Raw genomic sequence first — 24,456 nt, forward strand, 5'->3', positions numbered from 1 at the left:
CCCGGACTCACGTCCGGGAACCGGCCCTCCTGCTCGCGGTCTTCGGTCAGGCGAGGCTGAAGTCGTCGGCGTTGACCGCGGCCTGGCCGTACCAGCCGTGGGCGTAGACGGTGACCGTTCCGCTGCTGCCGGTGGTGAAGCTGACCTTGAGCTGGTTCCAGCTGCTGCTGTTCGACCAGGTGCTCGCCGTGGCACCGCCGCTGACGCCCAGATAGGCGTACGGGCCCTGCACCCAGGCGGTGAGCGTGTAGGTGTGGTTGGGGGAGAGGGCGACGGTCTGGTCGCATTTGCCGGTGCCGCTGGAACTCGGCGTGACCTGGAGGCTGTGGCTGCCGCCGTGGACCGGACCGGAGACCACCGAGCTGCCGCCCGTGCAGGTCCACGGGCTCAGACTGCCGGTCTCGAAGCCCGCGTTGGTGAGCGAGCCGCCTCCTCCGCCCCCTCCACCGCCGGAGGAGGTGACCGTGAGCGAGTAGGTCGTGCTGTGGCTGCCGCCGGCGGCGGTGCCGGTGACGGTGATCGGGTAGGTGCCGGCGGCGACGGACGAGCCGACCGTCGCCGTCAGCGTCGAGCTGCCACCGGACGTCACGGTGCCGGGGCTGAAGGAGACGCCGACCCCGGAGGGCGCGCCGGAGGCGGAGAGGGCGACGGACTCGGCGCTGCCGGAGGTGACGGCCGTGGCGACGGTCGCGGTCGCCGAGCCGCCCTGGGCGACCGAGGCGGAACCCGGCGACAGGGACAGCGAGAAGTCGGTGGTGGTGCCTCCGCCGCCGCCCGTGCTGCCCTCGTAGGGCACGAACGCGTCGGTGAACGCGAGCGGGTTCTGGCTGATCTCACTGCACGTGGACAGCGAGTTGGCGCTGCCGCTGCACGGCTGGTCCCGGTTGGCCGACCAGAACGCCAGCCGTCCGACACTGTTCTGCGCGGCGAAACTCTCCACCGTCTGGGCGTCCGCGAGGGTGAAGGTGGACCCGTCGTCGTTCTTGCCGATCATCGGGGTGATGCCGAGGTTGGCGTAGCTGTAGCCGGAGTCGACGGACTGCATCTGCGCCAGCGTGGCCCGGGCCGCGGAGAGGGCGGCCTGGCCCATCTCGGTGCCGGTGCCGGCGTAGTAGTCCATGGTCATGATGTTGACGACGTCGATCTTGATGCCGGCGTTCTTGGCGGCCTTGAGGATGTTCACGCCGTCGCCGGTCAGCCCGCTCGTCAGCACCGGCAGGGTCATGGAGAACTGAAGGCCCGGGTTGGCGGCCTTGAGGTCCTTCATCGCCTGCATCTGACGGGCCGTGGCCGCGGTGTCCGCCACGGCGGCGCCCTCGACGTCGAAGTCGAGCTGGGTGACGCCGTAGTCGTTGATGATGGCCTGGTATCCGGCGTCGATGCTGCTCTGGTTCGAGCACGTCCACGCGAGCGGCTCGCCGGCCGCCCCGCCGGAGGAGATGATCACGGAGGCGCCCTCGGCCTTCGCCCTGGCGATCTCCGGGTCGGTGTAGGAGTCGTTGCCGATGGGGAGAGTGTCGCCCCAGATCTGGGTGCAGCCCACGCCGAGGACGAAGGCCGCCGTGTAGGCCTTGAGGCGGTGGCCGGTGATGGCGGTGTCGAGCAGGCCTTCCTGACCGTTCGACATGTCGACGTAGGGCGCCACGGAGTAGACGCTGCCCGCCGCGGCGGTGCCGGCGGGGGCCAGTGCGACGGCGGCGCCGGTGGCGGTGAGGGCGAGGGCGCACGCGGAAGCCGCGAGTCTTGCCAGGTGCATGACAGTGGCCCTTTCGGGATGCCCAACGAGGGCGGAGGGGTGGGGGAGGGGCCGGGAGGGGTATTGGTACATACCAAACTCCCCGGGGTCTCCGCCGTCAAGAGGACTAGACCAAAGGCTCTCCCAAGACACGCGTCTCCCGTCAGGGGCGCGGCTCCCGTCTCCGGCGGCCGGTGGGCGGGCCGGAGACGGGAGGCACCGGGCTACTTCGCGGTCAGGAACTCGCCGCCGGACAGCGGGCGGTCCACGATCCGGATGTCGCCGATGCCGCCGTGGAACACGATGTCGACGGCGCCCGCGTACTCGTGGCCGCCCACCAGCCAGGGCAGCCCGAGCGAAGTGAGGCCGACCGACAGGCGCTTCGGGTTGTCGACGACCGGAGCGCCCTCGACGTACAGCTTCGTACGGTGGCCGTCGTTGACCACCGCCAGATGCCACCACCTGAGCTCCACCAGGCCGTGGCCCCAGTTGGTGGTCGGGTAGGTGTCGTTGAGCGGGTAGTGGTTGAACTGCGGCTCGCGGCCGTTGTTCGAGATGGCGAGCTGGAGCACGGGCTCGCCCGGGTCGGTGTTCTTGCCGTGCTTGCCGGCGTCACCGGCCGAACCCCGGCGGCTGAGTATCGACGCCCAGCCGTTGCGGCCGGCGTCCCAGTCCAGCGGCATCCGCACGAACGTCTCGATGGTGTACCCGGACGTGAACGTCTCGGTGTTCAGCGGAGCCTTCGCCCCGGTGGTCAGATACGAGCCGTGGAGCGGGTTCCGGCCGCCCGCGAACGTCAGGCTGGCGTGCGCGGGCTGGTCGGGGTGGTGGTCGTCGGACCAGGTCAGTGCGGAGGCGGGGGTGCCCGGCAGGGTCACCACCGTCAGGTCGTTGCCCTGGCCGGACAGGTCGGGCACGGTCTGGCCCGCGGTGAGCGCGGCGCCGGGCGTGCCCTGCCCGTCGAAGCGCCAGTACGCCAGCGTGCCCTGCACCAGCTCCCGGGCGGCCGGACGGGCCGGCCGGACCGGGACCGGGGCGAAGCCGGAGAACCGCTTCGTGAAGTCGATCGGCACCGAGAAGTTGTCCACCGGGCCGGTGATCCGGGCGTGCTGGGCCGCCAGTTCGGTGCGGGACTGCGGCTTCTGGGCCAGGATCCAGGGGTTGACCGTCTCGACGTCGATCGTGTTCCGGGCCAGGTCGAAGTGGTACAGGCGGATCATGCCGCCACCGCCGAAGTAGCGGTTCTGGTAGTTGGTGATGTGCAGGTGCACCTCGTTGCCTGCGGCGTTCTTCGCCGTGGTGCGCGCGGGCGGCCAGTAATGGCCGTTGAGGGTGAGGAAGATCTGGTCGTTGTCGTTGATCAGCCGGTCCCAGACCGTGCGGCCATAGTCGGAGAGTACGGCGTTGTCCTCCGGGTCACCGGACTCGTACGGGAAAACGTTGTCATCGTAGTTCGAGTAGACGAGGTCGTGCGTCGTGAGGATCACCGGCAGCTTCGGGTGGGCCTTGATGACGCCGTCGGCCCAGGCGAAGCCCTGCTCGCTGGTCCGCCAGTCCAGGGCCAGCAGCAGCCAGGAGCGGCCGGCGGCCTCGAAGACGTGCGCGGTGTTGTAGCCGGTCGCGTCCGCCCCGGCGAACGTCTTCGCGCGCTTGAACCGCTGCGGGCCCATGGTCCGCAGATACGCGGTGTCGCCGCGGCTGTCGTCGCCGCTCACGTCGTGGTTGCCGGCCAGCACGCTGTACGCGGCTCCGTGGGCGTCCAGGAGGTCGAACGCCTTGTCGACCTGCTGGAACGAGGACGGGTCCGCGTCCTGGGTCAGGTCGCCGAGGTGCGCCATGAAGACGATGTTGTCCTCGGATGCGCTGCCACTGTTGCCGACGACGTAGCGGAACGACTCCTCCTGCGGCGTCCGGTCGACGCTGTCCTGGCTGCCCCAGTACAGGAACTGGGTGTCCGGCATCACCGCGAGGGTGAACCGGAGGGCGGTCGGATCCGGTCTCCAGGTGCCGGTCCTGCCGCTCTGGGAGGTGCCGGCGGCGAAGGCGGGCGTGCCGCCGAGCGCGGACGAGCCCACGGTCACCGCCCCCGCACCGGCCAGCGCCGCGTTGCGGAGAAAACCACGCCTGCTCTGCCCGGTCGTTTCTTGTGACGGAGTGTCATCCTGCATGGACATGAGGCCTTCCCGGTCGCTGGTTCAAACGGCGACGACGCTACCCAGAAGGACCCCGAGTCGGGCGGACAAGAGGTGACAGGCAAAGGCCGGGCAGCTGTCCGGGATCGAAAGACTCACGCGTGCGCGGTCGTTCGGCCCGGCCGCTCTACGGCCGCTCTACGGGCGCTCTCCGGGCGGCCGGTCGGTCGTTCAGGCCGAGGTCTCCGTCGCCGTGTGTTCGCCGCGCCGGACGGTGACGAGGGCCGCCCACGCGATGGCGACCAGCGGAATGACACCAGAGATGATCACCTGGCCCTGGCTGGAGACCAGGCTGTTCGGGGTGCCCAGCAGAAAGCCGAGGCCGATGCAGCTGCGGGACAGCGCCTGGAAGCAGGCCCAGGCGCTGCCGTGCACCTCGGCCGGGACCCGCGAGTGCACCGCGTTGCGCAGGCCGACGTTGCACGCGCCGTTGCCGAAGCCCGCGATCAGGAACAGCGGGAAGATCACCGCTGCGACCGGGATCAGACCGGTGAGGACCAGGGCCAGGCCCATGCCCGTGATGCCGCCGAGGATCAGCAGGGTGTGCCGGTCCGCCCAGCCCACGCGGCCCGCGAGCAGGGCCCCGGGGACGGAGCCCAGGGCCCAGGTCGCCAGGATGAGGCCGAAGACGGTGTCGTTGTTGTTGACGACGTCCCGGAGATAGAAGACGCCCGCGACGTTCTCGATGCTGATGGCCAGTATCGCCGCCGCCAGCGCCGGCATCAGCGTGCCCACCACCGGGGTGTCGCGCAGCGCCCGGTAGCCGTCCGCGAGTTTCGTGGCGGGGCGGCGGCCGATCGCCACGTCGACGCTGCTCGGCACCGCCAGCATGGTGCAGCCCGCGAGCACGAGGAAGGACACGGCGTCCGCCGCGAGGAGCACGCCGGTACCCCACTGGGAGTTGAGGAAGCCGGCCAGCGGAGGCCCGATCAGCCCCGCCACGGAGAGGCCGGCCGTCAGCAGGCTGTTCGCCCGGCCCGTGTGCTGGTCACCGGCGACGGCGGGCAGCATCTTGAACCCGGCGGCCACCGAGGCCACCCCGGCCAGGGCCGACAGCGCGATCAGGGCGACTTTCACATGGAACCCGCCGATGGCGGTGGCCGCACCGAGGGACAGCGACTGGGCCAGCAGCGCCCACAGACACACCGCGCGCGCACTGAACCGGTCCACGACGGACCCGATCAGCGGTGCCGCGAGCACCGTGGGGATGAGTTCGGCGAGCATCACCTCGGTCACCCCGAAGCGGATGTCCCGGTCCGCCGCGTGCAGCACCAGCCCCAGGGAGGCGAGGGTGTCGCCGAGACGGGAGAAAAGCGTTCCCGCGATGAGCACCTGCGCGGCGACCGGCATCGTGGTACCCCGGCGCAGCGCGGCGAACGGCGCTCTCCGTGTCTTCTGCGTGTCCAATCCAGTCCTGTCCGTCCACTTGCTGTGCTCATTCAGTCTGCTCGCCGATCAGATTAGGCTTGCTCGCAGAGTGGTGGAGCGTTCACCGGCCACCTGGACGGGCCGCTTTCCGGCCTTTGTACGCCCTCCTGGAATCCGGGTGCGATCCTGAATTCTCAGCCACGCGCGGTGCTTCACCGAAAATGCACACATGTTCCACATCGGCTCCGGCTGGGCCGACGCGGGTCGACGTGTTCCGGGTGTCACCCGCGACGATGTGCATCCGGGGCGTTCCGGACGTCCATTCCCGGCCCGGCCGGGCAGGCGAAGGGGGTGAACGTCCTGATGTCCCGCTGGGCGCCGGAAAGCGTGGTTTTCGGCCAATCGCTGGAGTTGCGACGGTCTCTTCCGGTGAGCCTGCTCCACCGCCGTTCACCGCCCCGGAAAGCTCCTTCCGGGGCGGCGGAGTTATCGATGCCGGCCAGGTGAATGTCCGGAAAATGTCGGGACTACGAACCGGCCTGTTCTCCGAGGGGCGGCGAAAAGGGAACGAACCGGTATCTCCGGAAGCGCAAGTCCCCTGGTCGGGAAACCGGGTGCCGTGTCCCGAGCCGCCTGCCCGCACTCGCTCGGTATCACGCACCGTAGCCGCGGAAGGCGGTCGTGGTGCTTTGCCGTGACGAGTTCGGACGATTGAGGGGAGAGGGCCATGCGTGACCGCGCGACTGCCGTCTCTTCCCGTTCCCGCTACGAGGTGATCCTCGTGTCCCCGTCTCCCCGGTGCCTGCTGCGCGGCCGGGTCCGGACCCCGTGCCGACCGACCGGTCTCTCCAACTCCTGGCATATGCCAAGGCATTGACGTGCCGTCAGTCGTAACCCGGTGAACTCCGCCGCGCGGAAATTGCCCCGCCCATTCGGGGCCCCGTCCGGGAACCGCATTCGAAAGGCAACGGGCCATGCGCATCGCACTCCACCCGAACTCCGGCAACCCCCTTGCGGCCGTTCGTAACCTGGGCATCCTCGCCCACGTCGACGCCGGAAAGACCACCGTCACCGAACGCATCCTCTTCGCCACCGGCACCATCCGCAAACGCGGCGAGGTCCACAACGGCACCACCGTCACCGATTTCGACCCCTGCGTGCGCTGCTCTGGCTGGACGGCACCGGTACGGCGGTGACGGGACCGGTCCCCGAAGCGCTGCGGGCGGAGGCGGAGCGCCGGCGGCACGCCCTGGAGGAGGCGGTGGCCGCGCTGCACCCGGCCGCGCTGCAGGAGTTCTGCGCGCGGCCCGGCCGGCTGTCCGACGGCACGCCGGCCGGCGCCCGGCGCGGCCGGGCCACCGGCTCCGCGACCCGAGAAGGGTCGGCGGTGCTGACCGCCGCCGTGCCGCTGGCCGACCTCTTCGGCCACGCGACCCACCTCCGCGGACGCCCCCGCCGTGAGCCGCGGCCCGCCCGCCCCGCCGAATCCCCCGCCCCGCCGCGTCCCCCCGTCGAAACACAACCGTTGTGGAACGCACCCGCGGCCCTCTCTGCCCAGGTCACGTGCCTTCGGCGCAGGTCACGACGCTGGCGTGCGGGTACCACCGGTTCGGAACCCGGTGTTCCCCGGCCCGCCTGCGCGGATACCCGTGCCGGATCCCTTGACGAGTTACTGTTCGGGGGATTAACTCACGTCGTAAATTAAGCCATGAGGGGCTTCGGAAGCCGAACGGTGGTCTCGGCCTTCGCAATCGCGGGCGCCGGCCTTCGCGAAGCCCTCTCGGGGTTCTCGACTCCCGGAAAGGCACAGCAGGAGCCATGCGCAGCATCCGAGCCGCGGCCGTAGGCGCCGTCACCATGTCTCTCGCCCTCGCGGCCACGGCCTGCGGTGGCGGTTCGTCCACCGGGGGCGGGTCCAACGACTCCCCGAAGACGCTCACATACTGGGCCTCCAACCAGGGTGCCAGCATCGAGATCGACAAGAAGGTACTCCAGCCGGAACTCGACAAGTTCCAGAAGCAGACCGGCATCAAGGTCAAGCTGGAGGTCGTGCCCTGGGCGGACCTGCTCAACCGGATCCTGACCGCGACCACGTCCGGCCAGGGCCCCGACGTGCTGAACATCGGCAACACCTGGAGCGCCTCGCTCCAGGCCACCGGTGCGCTGCTGCCCTGGGACGCCAAGAACTTCGACAAGATCGGCGGCAAGGACCGCTTCGTCGACTCCGCGCTCGGCTCCACGGGAGCCGAGGGCAAGGACCCGGCGGCCGTACCGCTGTACTCGATGGCCTACGCCCTCTACTACAACAAGAAGATCTTCGCCGACGCGGGGATCGCCAAGCCCCCGGTCACCTGGGACGAGTTGATCGCCGACGGCAAGAAGATATCCGCCAAGGGCAAGTCGGTGCTCGGCGCCGAGGGCGGCAACGTGTCGGAGAACATCCACCACACCTTCGTCTTCGCCAAGCAGCACGGCGCCGACTTCTTCACCGCCGACGGCAAGCCCAACTTCACCGACGACAAGGTCGTCGCCGCGGTGAAGCAGTACGTCGACCTCATGGCCAAGGACAAGGCCATCCCGACCAGCGACGCCGAGTACGCGCAGAACCAGTCGGTCAGCGACTTCGCCAAGGGCAAGCTGGCGATGCTGCTGTGGCAGTCGGCGTCCTCCAACCTCAAGTCGCAGGGCATGAGCGACAGCGACTACGGCATCGCCCCCGTGCCCGTGCAGTCCGGCACCCCCGGCACCGGCGCCCAGGTCAACTCGATGGTCGCCGGCATCAACCTGGCGGTCTTCAAGAACACCAAGAACCTCGACGGCGCGACGAAGTTCGTGAAGTTCATGACCAGCGACGACGAGCAGAAGATCCTCAACACCGCCTACACCTCCATCCCGCCGGTCAAGGCGGCCCAGGAGGACCCGGCCTTCAACACCCCGGCCAACTCGGTCCTGAAGAACACGCTCGCCACCAGCGCCGCGGCCCTGCCGCAGGTGGCCGCCGAGTCGCAGTTCGAGACGACCGTCGGTACGGCCGTGAAGAACCTGTTCGCCGCCGCGGCCGGCGGCCACGCCGTCACCACCGACTCCGTGAAGGCCGAGCTGGAGAAGGCCCAGCAGCAGATGCCGGCGGCCTGAGCACCATGACGACCACCACCACCGCTGTGCACGAGCCGGTGCGTGCGAACTCCCCCGGGGCGGCGGGCGGCTCGGGCCGCCGCCCCGGGCGGATCCGCCGGATCGGACTGCCCTACCTGCTGCTCCTGCCCGCCCTGCTGCTCGAACTCCTCGTCCATCTGATACCGATGGTCATCGGCGTCGTGATGAGCTTCAAGGAGCTGACCCAGTTCTACATCCGCGACTGGGGCACCGCCCCCTGGTCCGGGTTCGACAACTACCGGACGTCGATCGAGTTCAACGCCCCCATCGGCAAGGCCCTGTTGCACTCCTTCTTCGTCACCGTCGGCTTCACCCTGCTCTCGGTCGGCCTGTGCTGGCTGATCGGCACCGCGGCCGCGGTGTTCATGCAGGACACCTTCCGCGGCCGGGGCCTGTTGCGGACCCTGTTCCTGGTGCCGTACGCGCTGCCGGTCTACGCGGCCGTCATCACCTGGGTGTTCATGTTCCAGCACGACAACGGCCTGGTGAACCACGTCCTGCACGACCAGCTGCACCTCACCGACAAGCCGTCCTTCTGGCTGATCGGCGACAACAGCTTCTACGCCCTGCTGACCGTGTCGGTGTGGAAGGGCTGGCCGTTCGCCTTCCTGATCGTGATGGCCGGACTCCAGAACATCCCGAGGGAGCTGTACGAGGCAGCCGCCCTGGACGGCGCCGGCATGTGGCAGCAGGTCCGCCGGATCACCCTGCCCTCGCTGCGCCCGGTCAACCAGGTGCTGATCCTGGTCCTGTTCCTGTGGACGTTCAACGACTTCAACACGCCGTACGTCCTGTTCGGCAAGGGCGCTCCGGAGGCCGCCGACCTCATCTCGGTCCACATCTACCAGGCCTCCTTCGTCACCTGGAACTTCGGCACCGGCTCGGCGATGTCCGTGCTCCTGCTGCTCTTCCTGCTGGTCGTGACCGGCGTCTATCTCGCGCTCACCTCACGCGGACGGAGGACCGCCGATGTCTAGCCCCAGTTCGCCGATGGCCCCGCCGCGCTCCTTCCTCTGGGCCCGGGCGATCTTCCTCACGCTGCTCACCGGCTTCGTGGTGATCCCCGTGTACGTGATGATCTCCAGCTCGCTGAAGCCGCTCGCGGACGTCACCGGCAAGTTCCGCTGGCTGCCCAGCGGGCTGACCATCCGCCCGTACATCGACATCTGGTCGACGGTCCCGCTCGCGCGGTACTTCGTGAACTCGCTGATCGTGGCGGTCTCGGCGACCGTCTGCTCGGTCGTGGTCGCGGTGTTCGCCGCCTACGCGGTCAGCCGTTACGAGTTCCGCGGCAAGCGGGTCTTCACGGTCACCGTGCTGTCCACGCAGATGTTCCCGGGCATCCTCTTCCTGCTCCCGCTGTTCCTGATGTACGTCAACATCGGCAACGCCACCGGCATCGCCCTGTTCGGATCCCGCGGCGGCCTGATCCTCACCTACCTGACGTTCTCGCTGCCGTTCTCGATCTGGATGCTGATCGGGTACCTCGACTCGGTGCCCAGGGACCTGGACGAGGCGGCGCTGGTGGACGGCTGCGGGCCGCTCGGCGCGCTGTTCCGGGTGGTGGTGCCGGCCGCGATCCCGGGGATCGTCGCGGTCGCCGTCTACGCCTTCATGACCGCCTGGGGCGAGGTGCTCTTCGCGTCGGTCATGACCAACGACGCCACCCGCACCCTCGCCGTCGGCCTCCAGGGCTACTCCACGCAGTACGACGTCTACTGGAACCAGATCATGGCCGCCTCGCTCGTGGTGAGCGTCCCCGTCGTGGCCGGCTTCCTGCTGCTCCAGCGCTACCTCGTCGCGGGGCTGACGGCGGGCGCCGTCAAGTGAACCCCCCTAGTTCCGAAGCTTGTCGCGAAAGGAATTACGTGACCATCGACCTCGCCGCACTCCCGCACGACTTCCTGTGGGGCACGGCAACCGCGGCGTACCAGATCGAGGGAGCCGTCGCCGAGGACGGCCGCTCACCCTCCATCTGGGACACCTTCTCGCACACCCCGGGGAAGATCGCGGGCGACGACAACGGCGACATCGCCTGCGACCACTACCACCGCTGGCGCGAGGACATCGCCCTGATGGGCCGGCTCGGCACCAACGCCTACCGGTTGTCGATCGCCTGGCCGCGGGTGCGGCCCGGCGGCGACGGCCCGGTCAACGCCAAGGGCCTCGACTTCTACGACGAGTTGATCGACGCCCTGCTGGCGGCGGGGATCACGCCGTCGGTCACCCTCTACCACTGGGACCTGCCGCAGGCCCTCCAGGACCGGGGCGGCTGGCCCGAGCGGGCGACCGCCGAGCACTTCGCCGCCTACGCCTCCGTGGTCGCCGAGCGACTCGGTGACCGGGTCCGGCACTGGACCACCCTCAACGAGCCCTCCTGCTCGGCCTGGATCGGCCACCTGGAGGGCACGATGGCCCCGGGCCTGACCGACCTCACGGCCGCCGTCCGCGCCTCCTACCACCTGCTCCTCGGCCACGGCCTGGCCGCCCAGGCGATCCGCGCCGCCGCGCCGGGCGCCGAGGTCGGCATCGTGAACAACCTCTCCACGGTGTTCGCCGCCTCGGACCGCCCCGAGGACCAGGCGGCCGTCCGCCGCCACGACGGGCACGTCAACCGCTGGTGGCTGGACCCGGTGCACGGCCGCGGCTTCCCGGCCGACATGGTCGAGACGTACGGCGTCGAACTCCCCGAGCGCCCCGGCGACCTGCAGACCATCGCCACCCCGCTCGACTGGCTGGGCCTGAACTACTACTTCCCGGCGTACATCGAGGACGACCCCGATGGGCCCGCCCCCTACGCCCGTTCGGTGCGCCGCCCCGACGTGCCGCGGACCGGCATGGACTGGGAGATCGACGCGAGCGGCATCGAGACGCTGCTGCTGCGGCTCACGAACGAGTACGGCGCCCGCAAGCTCTACGTCACCGAGAACGGCTCGGCCTACCCGGACGTGGTCCGCCCCGACGGCACGATCGACGACCCCGAGCGCCAGGAGTACCTGGCCGGCCACCTCGCCGCCTGCGCCTCGGCGGCCCGCAAGGGCGCCCCGCTGGCCGGTTACTTCGCCTGGTCGCTGCTGGACAACTTCGAGTGGGCCTACGGCTACGACAAGCGGTTCGGCCTGGTCCACGTCGACTACCGCACCCAGGTCCGCACCATCAAGGGCACCGGCCACCGGTACGCGGACATCATCCGCGACCACCGGGGACAGGCCCGCCGGGCGGCCTGACCGGAACCGCGGTGGGCGCGGACCAGGGGAGTTCCGCGCCCACCGCACCGCACTCTCACACGCATGCACGACGGTCCGTGGACACCGCACTCTGATCTGTCATGAACACAACATGTGCACCATCGACACTCAGGAGACCGCATGCCAACCCGCATCCCCCGCACCCTCCTGGCCGCCCTCGCGGCAGCCGCCCTGCTGGCCTCGGGCCCGGTCCTGGCCGTACCGGCGTCCGCCGCCGCTGCCGCCGTGACCTGGGACACCGACCGCGCGAACACCGCCTACGCGGCGAACCCGAACGCCGTCACCGCCTCCGGCAGCGAGAACGGAGGCACCACCCCCGGCCTTGCCTTCGACGGCGACGGCGCGACCCGCTGGTCCAGCAACTTCTCGGACGACGCCTGGATCCGTATCGACCTCGGCACCACCATCCGTATCGACCGCGTGGTTCTCGACTGGGAGGCCGCCTACGGAAAGAGGTACGTCCTGGAGGCCTCGAAGAACGGCACGGACTGGACGCCGTTCTACACCGAGACCGCGGGCACCGGCGGCTCCGTCACCGCGAGCACCTACCCGCAGGAGGTCACCGGCCGCTACGTCCGGATGCGCGGCATCGAACGCGCCACCCCCTACGGCTACTCGCTCTGGAACTTCAAGGTCTACGGCGGCGAACCGGCCCCCGCGTCCTCGACCGTCACCAACCTCGCCCTGAACCACCCGGCGTACTCCAACTACTACCAGCACGCGGGCAATTCACCGGCGTTCGCCACCGACGGCGGCTGGCCGTCCGACCTGAAGGGCGACTACACCCGCTGGTCGAGCGACTGGAACGCCGACCGCTGGATCTCGGTCGACCTGGGCGCCACCTCCACGATCTCCTCCGTGGACCTGTACTGGGAGTCGGCGTTCGCGGTCGACTACCTGCTCCAGGTCTCCGACGACAACGTCAACTGGCGCACGGTGTACGAGCCGTCGGCCGCCGCCATCGCGGCCCGCCGCGCGAACGTCGCCGCCCCCGGAGACGCGGCGGGCCTGCACGACACCGTCACCCTGCCCTCCCCGGCGACCGGCCGCTACGTCCGGATGCTCGGCAAGGAGCGCCGCAGCTTCTACAACCCGGCCCCCTCCACCGCCCAGTTCGGCTACTCCCTCTACGAGTTCCAGGTGTGGGGCACCGGCGGCAGCGCGTCGGCGGCCTACCCCGCCCTGCCGGGCGACCAGTCGGGCACCTACCAGACCACGTTCTTCGACGACTTCACCGGCGCCGCACTCGACCGCTCCAAGTGGCGGGTCGTCCGCACCGGCACCGAGATGGGCCCGGTCAACGGCGAGTCCCAGGCGTACGTCGACTCGACGAACAACGTCCTGACGCAGAACGGCGAACTGATCCTCAAGGCGAAGTACTGCAAGGGCTGCACCCAGGCCGGCGGCGGCACCTACGACTTCACGTCCGGCCGCATCGACACCAACACCCACTTCGACTTCACGTACGGCAAGGTCAGCGCCCGTATGAAACTCCCGGTCGGCGACGGCTACTGGCCCGCCTTCTGGCTGCTGGGCAGCAACGTCGACAACCCCTCGGTCTCCTGGCCGGCCTCCGGGGAGACCGACATCATGGAGAACATCGGCTACCCGACGTGGACGAGCACCGCGCTGCACGGCCCCGGCTACTCGGCCGACGGCAACATCGGCGCCCGCCAGACCTTCCCGAACGGCGGCACCGTCGACCAGTGGCACACCTACGCGGTCGAGTGGACGCCGACGGCGATGCGCTTCTACGTCGACGACACCCTGGTCCAGGAGACGACCCGCAACAAGGTGGAGTCCACGCGCGGCCAGTGGGTCTACGACCACAACCAGTACGTCATCCTCAACCTCGCCCTCGGCGGCGCCTACCCGGCCGGCTGGAACCAGGTCACCACCCCTTACTGGGGCCTGCCGCAGTCCAGCGTGGACAAGATCGCGGCCGGGGGAGTGCAGGCCGAGGTGGACTGGGTGCGGGTGGAACAGAAGAAGTAACCAGGGAGAAGACACCATCGTGGTCCGGGGCTGTGGGCGGGTGCCCGCCCACAGCCACTTGACTGCCGCATGTCCTCCCGAGAAGAGCGAACGCCCCAGGACGGTCTCCTCGGCGCCCGGCACGTGCTGTCAGGAACGGCTGAGCAGACGCCGGCCGGAGTCGGTGATCCATGCGCCGATGGCTTTGCGAAGGTCCTGGTTCTCAGCAAGATGCTCTTCGACCCGGGGCCAGTTGGCGCGGGCCCGCTCGATGGTCTTCACGGCTTCCTCGCGGAGGTGGGCACCGGTCGACCCGAAGCGGTGGCCCAGAGCGCCTTCGAGCCGGTCGAAGGCGGCGAGCCGTACCCGTTCGAAGGACTTGCTGCCACCGAACTTGAGCCCGAGGTCCTCCGGTTCGTCGCTCGGGGCGTAGGGGGCGGTGGACACCAGGTCGTACACCGGCGAGAGAGAAGGGACGCGGCGATCGCGATAGATCAGGGACCAGTTCTTCAAATGGGCATCCCCGTTGCCCACCAGCACGGAGAAGGCGATACGCCGGGCGGCCTCGCGCAGCGAGGCGATGTCGTGGCCGCGATAGGCGATGGCCGCGACCGTTTCGAACGTCGACTGGTACTTGTCCCGGGGATACTTGTCCCTGACCTGTGCGAAGTCCTCGATATGGATGGGCGTGCGGTGCTCGTCCCGGGTTCGGTCGAAGCGACGTACGGCGTACGCCCACTGCTCCTCGTTCGGCCACATGCGGTCCGGAAGGCCCAGAAGTTCGTCGCGGTGCATGAGACGTACGTCCGGGACGTCGAGGCCGGCTGCCTTGGCCAACGACATGATCGTGAACTCATTGCGAGGCACGTCCGGATGACGGTAGTCGGGAAACTTGACCAGCCAGTCCCCGTACTCGCCGACGGCCGGGACGGTGAGGCGGTCGCCTCTGGCCAGCATGGAGAACTTGAGAGCGACACCGGCCAAGGAGAATCGCCAGGGTGACCCGGGGGAGGGAAAGCCATGGGTGCCGCCGGGGCGCTCGCCGTCGGGCCACTCCCACCCGTCGTCGGGCCCTTCGGCCGGAAGCACCTGGACGGCACCGGGCAGATCGTGGCCCACCTGGGCCAGAAGCTCCATCTCCCGGTCGAGGGAGACATCACGGTCGTCTGCGATCCACTCGCGCAGTGGTCCCTCGGGCAGGAGATTGGAGAACCAGCGAGGCAGCCGGAGGGCGGACGCGTAAGGTGCATGGAGGTCCTCCTCGAAGCGGAGGCCCAGAACCGGACGCCGAGGGTCGGTCACGTAGGACTCGTTGACGAGGAAACGCGTGTAGTCGCCCTTCTGGCAGAGAGTGCCGATCCGGCGGGAGTGCAGGAGTACCGCGTAATACGTCTCCGTGAGCGTGGTCATGCGTGTTGGTTTCCTGTTCGGGGGCGGCAGACTGCTCAGAAGAGTTCGCCGGGCTCGTCGAGTTCGTCGAGGACGTCGAAGTCCAGTGAGTCCAACGAAGGAGTGTCCTCGTAATTCCACTCGGCCATGCGTCCGAGGAAGTCCTCCAGATGCTGGTGGATGATCTGCTGCCGCAGGACAAGGAAGCGGTCGCGATCCCCGGCGGCGAGAGCTTGACTGGTCTGCCGATTCATCGTGTGTGAGACCAGGACTTTGTCCCAGGATTCCTGGTCGAGGTGGGCGGGTCGGCGGGCGAGCAGCGTAGTGATCTCCGAGACAGGGTCCTCGGCACTGGGCAGGAACAGACGGTTCGCGGCAAACAGGACCTGCTGGGCGGTGAGCCCACGGGGGAAGATCACGTGGGCCACCGTGCCGGCGGTCTTCTGGTCGGCCAGCAGGGTCGACAGGTTCTGGAGGTCGAAGGGTGCGCCAGTGACCAGGGAACGAGGGCGCAGAGACCACCAGGAGCTAAGGATGATCTTGGCGGCGGCCTCGTTCGTGCGGAACCGCTCGATGGTCGGGATCGACGGCTGGGCTTCGGCCATGACGTCCATGAGGCCCATGACCGAACCGCGCTCGTCGCCCTTGCGGATGCGGGAGCACAGCACACGCGACACCTGCGTGAAGCTTCCCTTGAAGACGGCGGGGCCGGACACGGCCACGCGCCAGTACAGCCGTCGCAACAGTCGGCGGGTGTTGGGTTCGGGATCCGGGAAATGAGCGAAGAAGCGGGTCAAGACCACCAGCAGCGCGCGATAGACGAGCAGCGCGATGTGCGGCACCTCTGTCTCGGTCTGCAGAAAACCGATGGCGCGCACCAGAGCCTCTTCGCCCTCGTGGTATGCGGCGTACTGGTCTTCGTCCTCGAACTCCGGGGCGGTGCGGCGGCCGATGGACGTGAACTCGTTGCGGATGTCCCGTGACGGGTCCGGTCCGCGCCGAGCGAGGATCGATGCGAGCACGGTGTCGGTGTCGATCGTCCCGAAACCTGTTCTGGTGGCGATGCGGTCGGCGATCCTGGAGAGATTAAGCCTTTCCGCGGCTCCTTCCTCCGGACCGGCGTAGAGCGCTGAAAAGATCTCCGCTCGGTTGAGACGCTTTCCGTAGTTGTTCATGCGGTCGAAGATGTCGGTCAGGATGTCGAGATCGTCCTGCCGCACGAGATACGCGGGCACCTTGTACTGGCGCAGTGCGGTGGCCACTCGATCGGCCTCGTCGAAGAGGTCGGCGACCAATTCACCTTCGGTGCGGAACCAGCCGAGCAGCTTCTTGAGGTCGAAAAGGACAGGCAGTGCGATGTGCTGCGGCTCACGTGTCTTCGGCTGAGCGATGAACCTCTTCTCCGCGAGGTCGTAGTAGATGGAGAAGGGTTCATGGAGGTGTCCCTCGGGACTGAGGGCGTTCGCGAGACTTGTGATGCGCTGCTGTCCGTCCACTACCCAGAAGGCGTCCGGGGAGGCCGGTGCATCGATCTGCAGCTGGCCCAGGGTGAAAGAACGAGCGGGCGTCTTGCGGACCCACAGGAGCAGGTTTCCGATCGGGTAGCCCTTGACGATGCTGTCGAAGAGCCGGAGTACGTCGGTGGTGCCCCAGCGAAAGTCCCGCTGGAAGTGCGGGACGTGGATCCTGCCGTTCCAGGCCTGGGCGACCAGATCACCCAGCTCGTACGTGGTCGCACTGGGCTGGGTATCCAGGCCTGCGGTGGTCATCTCCATGTCCCCCTGTCTAGGCGTACGTGATCAGACTCGCGCGCTGACGGTCGATTGGCAATGTGTTTCGGCTGCTCTCACGAACTGCCGGGGGCGCTATTTTAGAGGCCGTTGATCAACCGCTTGGGTATGCCGGAGGCAGTTCGACTGGCGAAGGAGCGATCGGTCCGACGGTGCGGCCGCACGCACCCGCACCCGCACAGCGAACCGTGACCAGCGCACCGGAAAATCCAGGGAATGAGTGAACGGGGCGTCCCTGCCTCGCGTACCACCCCCCACCGTGGGAGGATCGCTCGCCATGAGTGCGTCACCGGCGGTAGGGAGCCTGCGTGCCGCGGTGTTCGCCGCGGTATGTGTGGTCCTGGCTGCCGCCGGTCACGGCCTGGCCATGGGCGACCTGCCGCCGCTGTGGGCGGACGCGGCCGGGTTCGTGGCCGTGTTCGCCGTCGGGCGGGCCCTCGCGGGGCGGGAGCGCGGGCTGCCGGAGATCGGCGTCGGCATGCTCCTCACCCAGGCCGGTCTGCACTTCGGCTTCGACGCGGCCCGCGCGGTCACTCCGGCCCCCGCACGCGCCATGACCATGGCCCCCATGCGTATGCACGGTCATGTCATGCCTGGTGTGGCGGGCATGGCCGGTATGGCCGGTATGCGTGGGGTGGTGCAGCAGCACCCGCACGTCCACGTCCTGACCGCCCACGCCACCCTCGCCCACGTCGTCGCCGCGCTCGTCGCCGCCTGGTGGTTGCGGCGCGGCGAGGCCGCGCTGTGGTCGCTGCTGAGGTGGACCGCCGCGCTCGTCCCCGGTCTGGCCGCCTGGTGGCACGACGCCCCGCGGCCCGCGCCGGCCGGCGGACCTCGTCTGGCCCCGGCCCGCCTGATACGGCCCCGCCCGTTGCTCGCGCTGCGGCACGCGGTAAGCCGACGCGGGCCCCCGATCTCGATCCCGTACACGGTCTAACACTCGTAAGGCTCTCTAACAGACTTCACTCGTACGGAGATCGACTCACTCATGTCCGCTATGTCTGCGGCCCGACTCACCCTCCGCCGCGCCGTCACCGTCACCGCGCTCACCGCCGCGGCGGTCCTCGCCGCCGCCGGTGTCGCCTCCGCGCATGTCACCGTTCATCCGGAGAGCTACGCCAAGGGCGCCACCGACGGCGTCCTGACCTTCCGCGTGCCCAACGAGGAGGACACGGCCTCCACCACCAAGGTGCAGGTTTTCCTGCCCACCGACCACCCCGTCCTCGGCGTCCTCGTCTCCCCGCGGGACGGCTGGACCGCCAAGGTGACCAACACCAAGCTCAAGACGCCGGTGAAGACCGACGACGGGACCATCACCGACGCCGTCTCCGAGATCACCTGGACGGGCGGGAAGATCGGGGCCGGGCAGTTCGAGGACTTCGACGTCGCTTTCGGCCAGCTGCCCGAGGACGCCGACCAGCTGGCCTTCAAGACGCTGCAGACGTACTCCGACGGCAAGGTCGTGCGCTGGATCGAGGAGGCCGAGAGCGGCGGCGAGGAGCCGGAGAACCCGGCGCCGATGCTCAAGCTGACGGCGGGCGACGACGCCACGGCCTCGACCGCACCGGCGACGGAGAGCAGCGCGAAGGCGACGACGACCGCGTCGGCCGACGCCGGCGACTCCACCGCGCGGGGCCTCGGTATCGCGGGCCTGATCGTCGGCGTCCTGGGCCTGGCGGCGGCCACGTTCGCCTTCGGGCGGACGCGGGGAGCGCGGTCGTAGACGTCAACGGCTGTTGGCCCACATGCGTGGGCCAACAGCCGTAGGTCCACACATGTGGGCCAACGCTCGTAGGTCAACAGTCGTAGGCCAACGGGTGTTGATGCAATGCCTGCTGGCCCACGCCCATAGGCAAACAGCAGGGGCCCGGACCATCCCCCGGTCCGGGCCCCTGCGCCGTGCTCGGTCAGATCACCGAACCGCCAGTTCCAGCATCTCCATCTCCTCCGCGCGCACCTCGACCCGCGCCTCCACGCGCACCGTCAGCCACATCTCGGCCGCCCGGGTCTCCGCCCGCTCCTCCTCCGCGCCCACGGCCACCGTCGGCGCCGCCTCTCGCGCCGGTACGGTCGGCGTCGCCTCCGGCGCCGTCACCGTCGCCACCCGCGAGTTCCGCCGCAGCCACACCACATCGCGCCCGAACGACCACACCAGGGAGCCGAGGGCCAGGAGTACCACGCCCAGGTTGGCCAGGTACGGGAGCAGGTCCGCGCCCGCGAGGAGCAGGCAGATGCCCTGCATCGCGGCGACGGTCTTGCGGGCCATCGACGGCGGCAGCGGGGCGTTCAGCCAGGGCGCGACCTTCGCCGCCGCGACGAACGCGTAGCGCATCGCGCCGATCAGCAGCACCCACGGACCCAGCTGCGTCGAGACGTACACGCTCAGCACCAGGATCAGGAACGCGTCGACCTCCATGTCGAAACGCGCGCCCAGGGCCGTGGAGGTACCCGTGTGGCGGGCCACCTTGCCGTCGACACCGTCGAGGATGAGGGCGACGGCGGTCAGGCCGACCAGGAGGGAGACCGGCGGGGAGCTCTCGAAGGAGTCGGCGACCAGGGCCGTCACGCCGCCGACCAGGATCGCGCGGCCCAGGGTGACCCGGTTCGCCGGGCCGAAGGTGCGCGGCCGGGTGCGGTGCAGGGCCAGGGAGAGCACCGCCCAGGTGGCCACGGCGAACGCGAGCCCCGTCAGCCATCCGGCCGGCCCCATGCCGATCGCCGACCCGAGCAGGACCAGCAACAGGATCTGTACGCCCGCTCCCACAGCGGTCTCCTGCTGGACCAGCCTGGCTTCGTAAGTGTTGTTCAGGGCCACCGCACGTCCTCCGGCCGAGTGACAGAGTCGATCAACGCCGCGTACTGTGCGCGGCCTGTGCACTTCTTGCTGTGCACACCTCGGTACGTGAACAACTTCCCGATCGTTCAGGAGGATGCCGATGAACCGCTCGGCCCGCGCGTTCTGGCTCCGCTCTCCGGGCCATGGAGAGGTGCGTGACGTCACCCTCACGGAGCCCGCCGAGGGCGAGGTGCTGGTGCGCGCGCTGTACTCCGGAGTCAGCCGGGGCACCGAGACACTGGTGTTCCGGGGCGGGGTGCCGGAGAGTCAACACGCGGTGATGCGGGCGCCGTTCCAGGAGGGCGAGTTCCCCGGGCCGGTGAAGTACGGCTACCTCAGCGTCGGCGTCGTAGAGGCGGGCCCTGCTGAGCTGATCGGGCGTACGGTGTTCTGCCTGTACCCGCATCAGACGCGTTACGTCGTTCCGGTGACCGCGGTGACGGTGGTACCGGAGCGTGTACCACCGGCGCGTGCGGTGCTCGCGGGCACCGTGGAGACCGCCGTGAACGCCCTCTGGGACGCCGCGCCCCTGGTCGGCGACCGGATCGCGGTGATCGGCGGCGGCATGGTCGGCTGCTCGGTCGCCGCCCTCCTCGCCCGCTTCCCCGGCGTACGGCTCCAGCTGGTCGACGCCGACCCTGGCCGGGCGAAGACCGCCGAGGCACTGGGGGTGGACTTCACGACGCCCGAGGACGCCCTCGACGGCTGCGACCTGGTCGTCCACGCCAGCGCCACCGAACAGGGCCTCACCCGCGCCCTGGAGCTCCTCGCCCCCGAGGGCACGGTCCTCGAACTGAGCTGGTACGGCGACCGGCGTGTGGCCCTGCCGCTCGGCGAGGCCTTCCACTCCCGCCGCCTCACCGTGCGCAGCAGCCAGGTCGGCACCGTCTCCCGGGCCGCCCGCGCCGGCCGTACCTACGCCGATCGGCTCGCCCTGGCCCTCGACCTGCTCGCCGACCCGGCGCTGGACGCCCTCGTCACCGGGGAAAGCGCGTTCGAAGAGCTGCCGGAGGTGCTCCCGAAACTCGCCTCCGGGGAGATCCCGGCGCTCTGCCACCGGGTCCGCTACGGCGATATCGGCTGACGGAACGTCCAATGCGGTCGGCCAGGAGGTCCTGACCTGAGAAAAGAGTGAGAGTGGACTGAACACGGGGAAGCCAAGAGCCGTACTAAGGGCATCCCCCGGCAGGGATCAGCCGGGGGACCAGACGCGCCGCACCTGGAGGGTCGTCCGTTGTTCAGCATCACCGTCCGCGATCACATCATGATCGCCCACAGCTTCCGCGGCGACGTGTTCGGGCCCGCGCAGCGCCTGCACGGCGCCACGTTCCTCGTGGACGCCACCTTCCGTCGTGAGCAGCTGGACGACGACAACATCGTCGTCGACATCGGTCTTGCCACCCAGGAACTCGGCGCCGTGGTCAGCGAGCTGAACTACCGAAACCTGGACAACGAGCCGGACTTCGCCGGGATCAACACCTCCACGGAGTTCCTGGCCAAGGTCATCGCCGACCGGCTCGCCGAGCGGATCGAGAAGGGCGCTCTGGGCGAGGGCGCCCGGGGCCTCGCGGGCCTGACCGTCACCCTGCACGAGTCGCATGTCGCCTGGGCGAGTTACGAGCGTGCCCTGTGACCGACGTGACCATAGGCCGGGCACCGGCCCTCACCTACGTGCCCGCGCAGCGCGCGGCGACCACCGACCCGGCCGGCGAGAACGCCCCCGCGAACATCGGGATCCTCCCCATGTCCCTGCGTATCGTGCACTTCGTCATGCCGGGCGGTGTCGACGACCTGGCCACCCCGAGCGGCGGCAACGCCTACGACCGGCGGGTCTGCCTGGACCTGCCGGGCTTCGGCTGGCAGGTCACCAGGCACCCGGTGCCCGGCTCCTGGCCGCGCCCCGACGCGGCCGCCCGGGACACCCTCGCCCGCGCCCTGCGGGAGCTGCCCGACGGCGCGGTCGTCCTCCTTGACGGCCTGGTGGCGTGCGGGGTCCCCGAGATCGTCGTACCGGAGGCCGAACGGCTGCGGCTCGCCGTCCTGGTGCACCTGCCGCTCGGCGACGAGACCGGGCTGGATCCGGCGGTGGCCGCCGACCTGGACGCCCGGGAGCGCGCGGTGCTGCGCGCCGTACCGGCCGTGGTGGCGACCAGCGACTGGGCGGTACGACGGCTGGTCTCGCACCACGGCCTGGCACCCGAACGGGTCCATGTCGCCGCCCCGGGTGCCGACATCGCCCCGCTGGCCGGTGGCACCGACGGGGTCTCGCACCTGGTGTGCGTCGCCGCCGTCACCCCGCGCAAGGGCCAGCACCGGCTGGTCGAGGCGCTCGCGGCGGTCCGGGACCTGCCGTGGACCTGTACCTGCGTCGGCGGCCTCGGCCAGGACCCCGAGTACGTCGCCCATCTGCGGTCGCTGATAGCCCGGCACGGTTTGACGGACCGGCTGCACCTCGCCGGTCCCCGCTCCGGTGCCGACCTCGACGCCAGTTACGCCGCCGCCGACCTGATGGTCCTCACCTCGTACGCCGAGACCTACGGCATGGCGGTCACCGAGGCCCTCGCCCGGGGCATCCCGGTGCTCGCCACCGACGTCGGCGGGCTGCCGGAAGCGGTCGGTAGGGCTCCTGACGGCGGGGTACCCGGCATCCTCGTGCCGCCGGAGGACCCCGCCGCGCTCGCCGCCGAACTGCGCGGCTGGTTCGGTGAGGCGGACGTACGCCGTCGTCTGAAGGCCGCCGCGCGCGGCCGGCGGGCGGCGCTCGACGGCTGGGCGACCACCGCCCGCAGCCTGGCCGGAGTCCTGCTGAGGCTCCCCGACGAACCCCGGAGGGCGGCATGACCAGCGAGACGGCTACCACTGATCCGGTCGGCGCGATACCCGCGCAGCCCGGACCCAGGGATGTTACGGATGCAGGGGTGGGACGAGAGCAGATGGATGCCGCAGCCTCCGGTGAGCCCGGACAGACCGAGGTGATAGCCGGGGCCGGTCCCGTCGTACGCCTCGGCGAGCGGGCCACCGTACGCCTGCGCGAGAACGCGCCGGAGGAGCCGCCGCGGTACGCCCCCGAGTGGCTGGAGCTGCGGGAGAGCGCGGACGCGGCCGCCCGGTCACACGATCTGCTGGATCCGCTGCGGATCCGGCTGGCCAACCTGCCCGGCAGGGCGGGCGGGTTCGTCGTGCACGACCTGGGCTGCGGCACCGGCTCCATGGGCCGCTGGCTGGCGCCCCGCCTGGACGGCGCCCAGCACTGGATCCTGCACGACCGCGACCCCTACCTCCTGCACTTCGCCGCCGTCGCCTCGGCCCGGGTGGCCGCCGACGGCAGCCGGGTCACGGTGGAGACCCGCCGCGGTGACGTCGCCCGGCTCACCCCCGACGCGCTGATAGGTGCCTCGCTGGTGACCGCGTCCGCGCTCCTTGACGTCCTCACCCGGGAGGAGGTCGAGGTACTTGCCGAGGCCTGCGCCGGGGCCGGCTGCCCCGCCCTGCTCACCCTCTCGGTCGCCGGTCGGGTCGAGTTCGACACCCCCCACCCGCTGGACGCGGAGCTGACCGAGGCCTTCAACGCGCACCAGCGGCGCGGCGGGATGCTCGGCCCGGACGCGGTCACCGCCGCCTGCGAGGCGTTCGCCGACCGGGGCGCCACGGTCAAGGTGCACCCCAGCCCCTGGCGGCTCGGCCCCGACGAGAAGGCGCTCACCGAGCAGTGGCTGCGCGGCTGGGTCGGCGCGGCCGTCGAGGAGCGCCCCGAACTGGCCGAGCGCGCCCAGGCCTACCTGGCCGAGCGGCTCGCCTCCTGCGCGGCCGGCGAACTGCGGGTCGTCCTGCACCACAGCGACCTCCTGGCGCTCGCCCGGCCGACCGGAGGCACCTCATGACCACCCCCACCCTGGTCCGTGAGACCGCCCCGGTCGCCCCGGTGACCGTCCCCCGGCGCCTCACCTTCCGCGCTGTACGCACCCACCTGGGCACCGTCGCCGGAGTCGCCATCATCGCCGTGCTGCTGTGGCGGCTCGGCACCGGTGTCTTCCTCGACGGACTGCGCCGCATCGACACCCCGACGCTGGTCGCCGGCCTGGTGATCGGGGCGGTCACGACCGTACTGAGCGCCTGGCGCTGGCAGTTGGTGGCCCGCAGCCTCGGCCTGCGGCTGCCGCTCGGGCCCGCCGTCGGCGACTACTACCGTGCGCTGTTCCTCAACGCGGCCCTGCCCGGCGGGGTGCTCGGCGATGTGCACCGGGCGGTCAGGCACGGGCAGAGCGAGGGCGACGTCGGGCGCGGGGTGCGCGCGGTCGTCCTGGAACGGACCGCGGGACAGATCGCGTTGACGGTGTTCGGCGCGGGCGCGCTGCTGATCCTGCCCTCGCCGGTCCGCGACGAGGCGCGCGACTTCGCCCCGCTGGTGGCGGCCGGCCTGGCGGGCGCCTGCGCGGTCGTGGTCGCGGTCCGCATGAACAGGGCCCCGGGCAAGCGCGGCGGCGCCCTGCGCGCGACGCTCGCCGAGGCCCGCCAGGCGCTGCTGTCACGGCGGAACGGGCCGGGCGTCGCGCTGTCCTCGGCGGTCGTCCTCGCCGGCCACGTCGGGATGTTCGTGGTGGCCGCCCGGGTCGCCGGCTCCGCCGCCTCCATGGCGGCGCTGGCGCCGATCGCGGTCCTCGCCCTGGTCGCCATGGGCCTGCCGCTGAACGTCGGCGGCTGGGGCCCCCGGGAGGGCGTCACCGCCTGGGCGTTCGCCGCGGCGGGCCTCGGCGCGGACACCGGGCTC

General features: G+C 70.2%; 17 protein-coding genes and 2 pseudogenes. 13 read left to right on the forward strand and 6 right to left on the reverse strand.

Annotated elements, in window-relative coordinates:
• Nucleotides 1-46 precede the first annotated feature (46 nt).
• From AB0D59_RS32340 to AB0D59_RS32350, 3 genes are all read right to left on the reverse strand, one after another.
• Nucleotides 47-1,756, reverse strand: coding sequence for a carbohydrate binding domain-containing protein (locus AB0D59_RS32340; RefSeq protein WP_362573042.1), 1,710 nt, complete (start codon nt 1,754-1,756; stop codon nt 47-49).
• A gap of 203 nt (nt 1,757-1,959) precedes the next feature.
• Complete coding sequence (locus AB0D59_RS32345; protein ID WP_362573045.1) at nt 1,960-3,909, reverse strand: LamG-like jellyroll fold domain-containing protein; 1,950 nt, start codon at nt 3,907-3,909, stop codon at nt 1,960-1,962.
• A gap of 189 nt (nt 3,910-4,098) precedes the next feature.
• The gene (locus AB0D59_RS32350) at nt 4,099-5,334 is read right to left on the reverse strand and encodes an MFS transporter (protein WP_362573048.1); all 1,236 of its coding nucleotides are present in this window, start codon (nt 5,332-5,334) and stop codon (nt 4,099-4,101) included.
• A gap of 935 nt (nt 5,335-6,269) precedes the next feature.
• On the opposite strand from AB0D59_RS32350, the pseudogene AB0D59_RS32355 reads away from it, so the two are divergent.
• From AB0D59_RS32355 to AB0D59_RS32380, 6 genes and pseudogenes are all read left to right on the forward strand, one after another.
• Nucleotides 6,270-6,601, forward strand: a pseudogene (locus tag AB0D59_RS32355) (GTP-binding protein); the annotation flags it as partial.
• Between the two features lie 512 nt (nt 6,602-7,113).
• Nucleotides 7,114-8,430, forward strand: a complete 1,317-nt coding sequence (locus AB0D59_RS32360) for a sugar ABC transporter substrate-binding protein (protein WP_362573051.1) — start codon at nt 7,114-7,116, stop codon at nt 8,428-8,430.
• A 5-nt stretch (nt 8,431-8,435) separates the two neighbouring features.
• Nucleotides 8,436-9,428 carry a sugar ABC transporter permease gene (locus AB0D59_RS32365; RefSeq protein ID WP_362573054.1) on the forward strand — a complete coding sequence of 331 codons (993 nt, stop codon included), beginning with the start codon at nt 8,436-8,438 and terminating at the stop codon, nt 9,426-9,428.
• Nucleotides 9,421-10,281, forward strand: coding sequence for a carbohydrate ABC transporter permease (locus AB0D59_RS32370; RefSeq protein ID WP_362573057.1), 861 nt, complete (start codon nt 9,421-9,423; stop codon nt 10,279-10,281). Before AB0D59_RS32365 ends, AB0D59_RS32370 begins: the two co-directional genes overlap by 8 nt.
• A 38-nt stretch (nt 10,282-10,319) precedes the next feature.
• Nucleotides 10,320-11,678, forward strand: coding sequence for a GH1 family beta-glucosidase (locus AB0D59_RS32375; RefSeq protein ID WP_362573060.1), 1,359 nt, complete (start codon nt 10,320-10,322; stop codon nt 11,676-11,678).
• A 141-nt stretch (nt 11,679-11,819) separates the two neighbouring features.
• A complete protein-coding gene (locus AB0D59_RS32380; RefSeq protein ID WP_362573063.1) occupies nt 11,820-13,694 on the forward strand; it encodes a discoidin domain-containing protein in 1,875 nt (624 codons plus the stop codon).
• Between the two features lie 129 nt (nt 13,695-13,823).
• Here the strand turns inward: AB0D59_RS32380 and AB0D59_RS32385 are convergent, their stop codons facing one another.
• Together AB0D59_RS32385 and AB0D59_RS32390 are read right to left on the reverse strand one after the other, a co-directional pair.
• Complete coding sequence (locus tag AB0D59_RS32385; RefSeq protein ID WP_362573066.1) at nt 13,824-15,083, reverse strand: HipA domain-containing protein; 1,260 nt, start codon at nt 15,081-15,083, stop codon at nt 13,824-13,826.
• Nucleotides 15,084-15,118: 35 nt separating this feature from the next.
• On the reverse strand, nt 15,119-16,837 hold the full coding sequence (locus tag AB0D59_RS32390; RefSeq protein ID WP_362573069.1) for a DUF262 domain-containing protein: 1,719 nt from the start codon (nt 16,835-16,837) through the stop codon (nt 15,119-15,121).
• 292 nt (nt 16,838-17,129) lie between these two features.
• Here AB0D59_RS32390 and AB0D59_RS32395 point away from each other — a divergent pair, with 292 nt between their 5' ends.
• Nucleotides 17,130-17,789, forward strand: a complete 660-nt coding sequence (locus AB0D59_RS32395; protein ID WP_362573072.1) for a hypothetical protein — start codon at nt 17,130-17,132, stop codon at nt 17,787-17,789.
• Between the two features lie 60 nt (nt 17,790-17,849).
• Nucleotides 17,850-18,575 carry a YcnI family protein gene (locus tag AB0D59_RS32400; protein WP_362573445.1) on the forward strand — a complete coding sequence of 242 codons (726 nt, stop codon included), beginning with the start codon at nt 17,850-17,852 and terminating at the stop codon, nt 18,573-18,575.
• A gap of 189 nt (nt 18,576-18,764) precedes the next feature.
• Here the strand turns inward: AB0D59_RS32400 and AB0D59_RS32405 are convergent, their stop codons facing one another.
• Nucleotides 18,765-19,667: a CDP-alcohol phosphatidyltransferase family protein gene (locus tag AB0D59_RS32405; RefSeq protein WP_362573075.1), complete on the reverse strand. Its 903-nt coding sequence runs from the start codon at nt 19,665-19,667 to the stop codon at nt 18,765-18,767.
• Nucleotides 19,668-19,788: 121 nt separating this feature from the next.
• Between AB0D59_RS32405 and AB0D59_RS32410 the strand changes: the two genes are divergently transcribed.
• The 5 genes and pseudogenes from AB0D59_RS32410 to AB0D59_RS32430 form a co-directional block, all read left to right on the forward strand.
• A complete protein-coding gene (locus AB0D59_RS32410; protein ID WP_362573078.1) occupies nt 19,789-20,772 on the forward strand; it encodes a zinc-binding alcohol dehydrogenase in 984 nt (327 codons plus the stop codon).
• A 150-nt stretch (nt 20,773-20,922) separates the two neighbouring features.
• Nucleotides 20,923-21,321, forward strand: coding sequence for a 6-carboxytetrahydropterin synthase (locus tag AB0D59_RS32415; RefSeq protein ID WP_351699293.1), 399 nt, complete (start codon nt 20,923-20,925; stop codon nt 21,319-21,321).
• Nucleotides 21,318-22,529: a glycosyltransferase family 4 protein gene (locus tag AB0D59_RS32420; protein ID WP_362573081.1), complete on the forward strand. Its 1,212-nt coding sequence runs from the start codon at nt 21,318-21,320 to the stop codon at nt 22,527-22,529. Before AB0D59_RS32415 ends, AB0D59_RS32420 begins: the two co-directional genes overlap by 4 nt.
• Nucleotides 22,530-22,621: 92 nt before the next feature.
• Complete coding sequence (locus AB0D59_RS32425; protein ID WP_362573084.1) at nt 22,622-23,569, forward strand: SAM-dependent methyltransferase; 948 nt, start codon at nt 22,622-22,624, stop codon at nt 23,567-23,569.
• Nucleotides 23,566-24,447 (forward strand): annotated as a pseudogene (locus tag AB0D59_RS32430) (lysylphosphatidylglycerol synthase transmembrane domain-containing protein); the annotation flags it as partial. The gene AB0D59_RS32425 and the pseudogene AB0D59_RS32430, both read left to right, overlap by 4 nt.
• Between the last annotated feature and the right edge of the window lie 9 nt (nt 24,448-24,456).

Origin of the sequence: Streptomyces sp. NPDC048417 (genome assembly GCF_040651615.1) — a bacterium.
Lineage (GTDB): Bacteria > Actinomycetota > Actinomycetes > Streptomycetales > Streptomycetaceae > Streptomyces.

Excerpts from the sequence above, each read along its gene's own strand:
- AB0D59_RS32340 (WP_362573042.1), bottom strand. The coding sequence starts at position 1,756 with ATGCACCTGGCAAGACTCGCGGCTTCCGCGTGCGCCCTCGCCCTCACC.
- AB0D59_RS32345 (WP_362573045.1), bottom strand. The coding sequence starts at position 3,909 with ATGTCCATGCAGGATGACACTCCGTCACAAGAAACGACCGGGCAGAGC.
- AB0D59_RS32360 (WP_362573051.1), top strand. The coding sequence starts at position 7,114 with ATGCGCAGCATCCGAGCCGCGGCCGTAGGCGCCGTCACCATGTCTCTC.
- AB0D59_RS32365 (WP_362573054.1), top strand. The coding sequence starts at position 8,436 with ATGACGACCACCACCACCGCTGTGCACGAGCCGGTGCGTGCGAACTCC.
- AB0D59_RS32370 (WP_362573057.1), top strand. The coding sequence starts at position 9,421 with ATGTCTAGCCCCAGTTCGCCGATGGCCCCGCCGCGCTCCTTCCTCTGG.
- AB0D59_RS32380 (WP_362573063.1), top strand. The coding sequence starts at position 11,820 with ATGCCAACCCGCATCCCCCGCACCCTCCTGGCCGCCCTCGCGGCAGCC.
- AB0D59_RS32385 (WP_362573066.1), bottom strand. The coding sequence starts at position 15,083 with ATGACCACGCTCACGGAGACGTATTACGCGGTACTCCTGCACTCCCGC.
- AB0D59_RS32390 (WP_362573069.1), bottom strand. The coding sequence starts at position 16,837 with ATGGAGATGACCACCGCAGGCCTGGATACCCAGCCCAGTGCGACCACG.
- AB0D59_RS32395 (WP_362573072.1), top strand. The coding sequence starts at position 17,130 with ATGAGTGCGTCACCGGCGGTAGGGAGCCTGCGTGCCGCGGTGTTCGCC.
- AB0D59_RS32400 (WP_362573445.1), top strand. The coding sequence starts at position 17,850 with ATGTCTGCGGCCCGACTCACCCTCCGCCGCGCCGTCACCGTCACCGCG.
- AB0D59_RS32410 (WP_362573078.1), top strand. The coding sequence starts at position 19,789 with ATGAACCGCTCGGCCCGCGCGTTCTGGCTCCGCTCTCCGGGCCATGGA.
- AB0D59_RS32425 (WP_362573084.1), top strand. The coding sequence starts at position 22,622 with ATGGATGCCGCAGCCTCCGGTGAGCCCGGACAGACCGAGGTGATAGCC.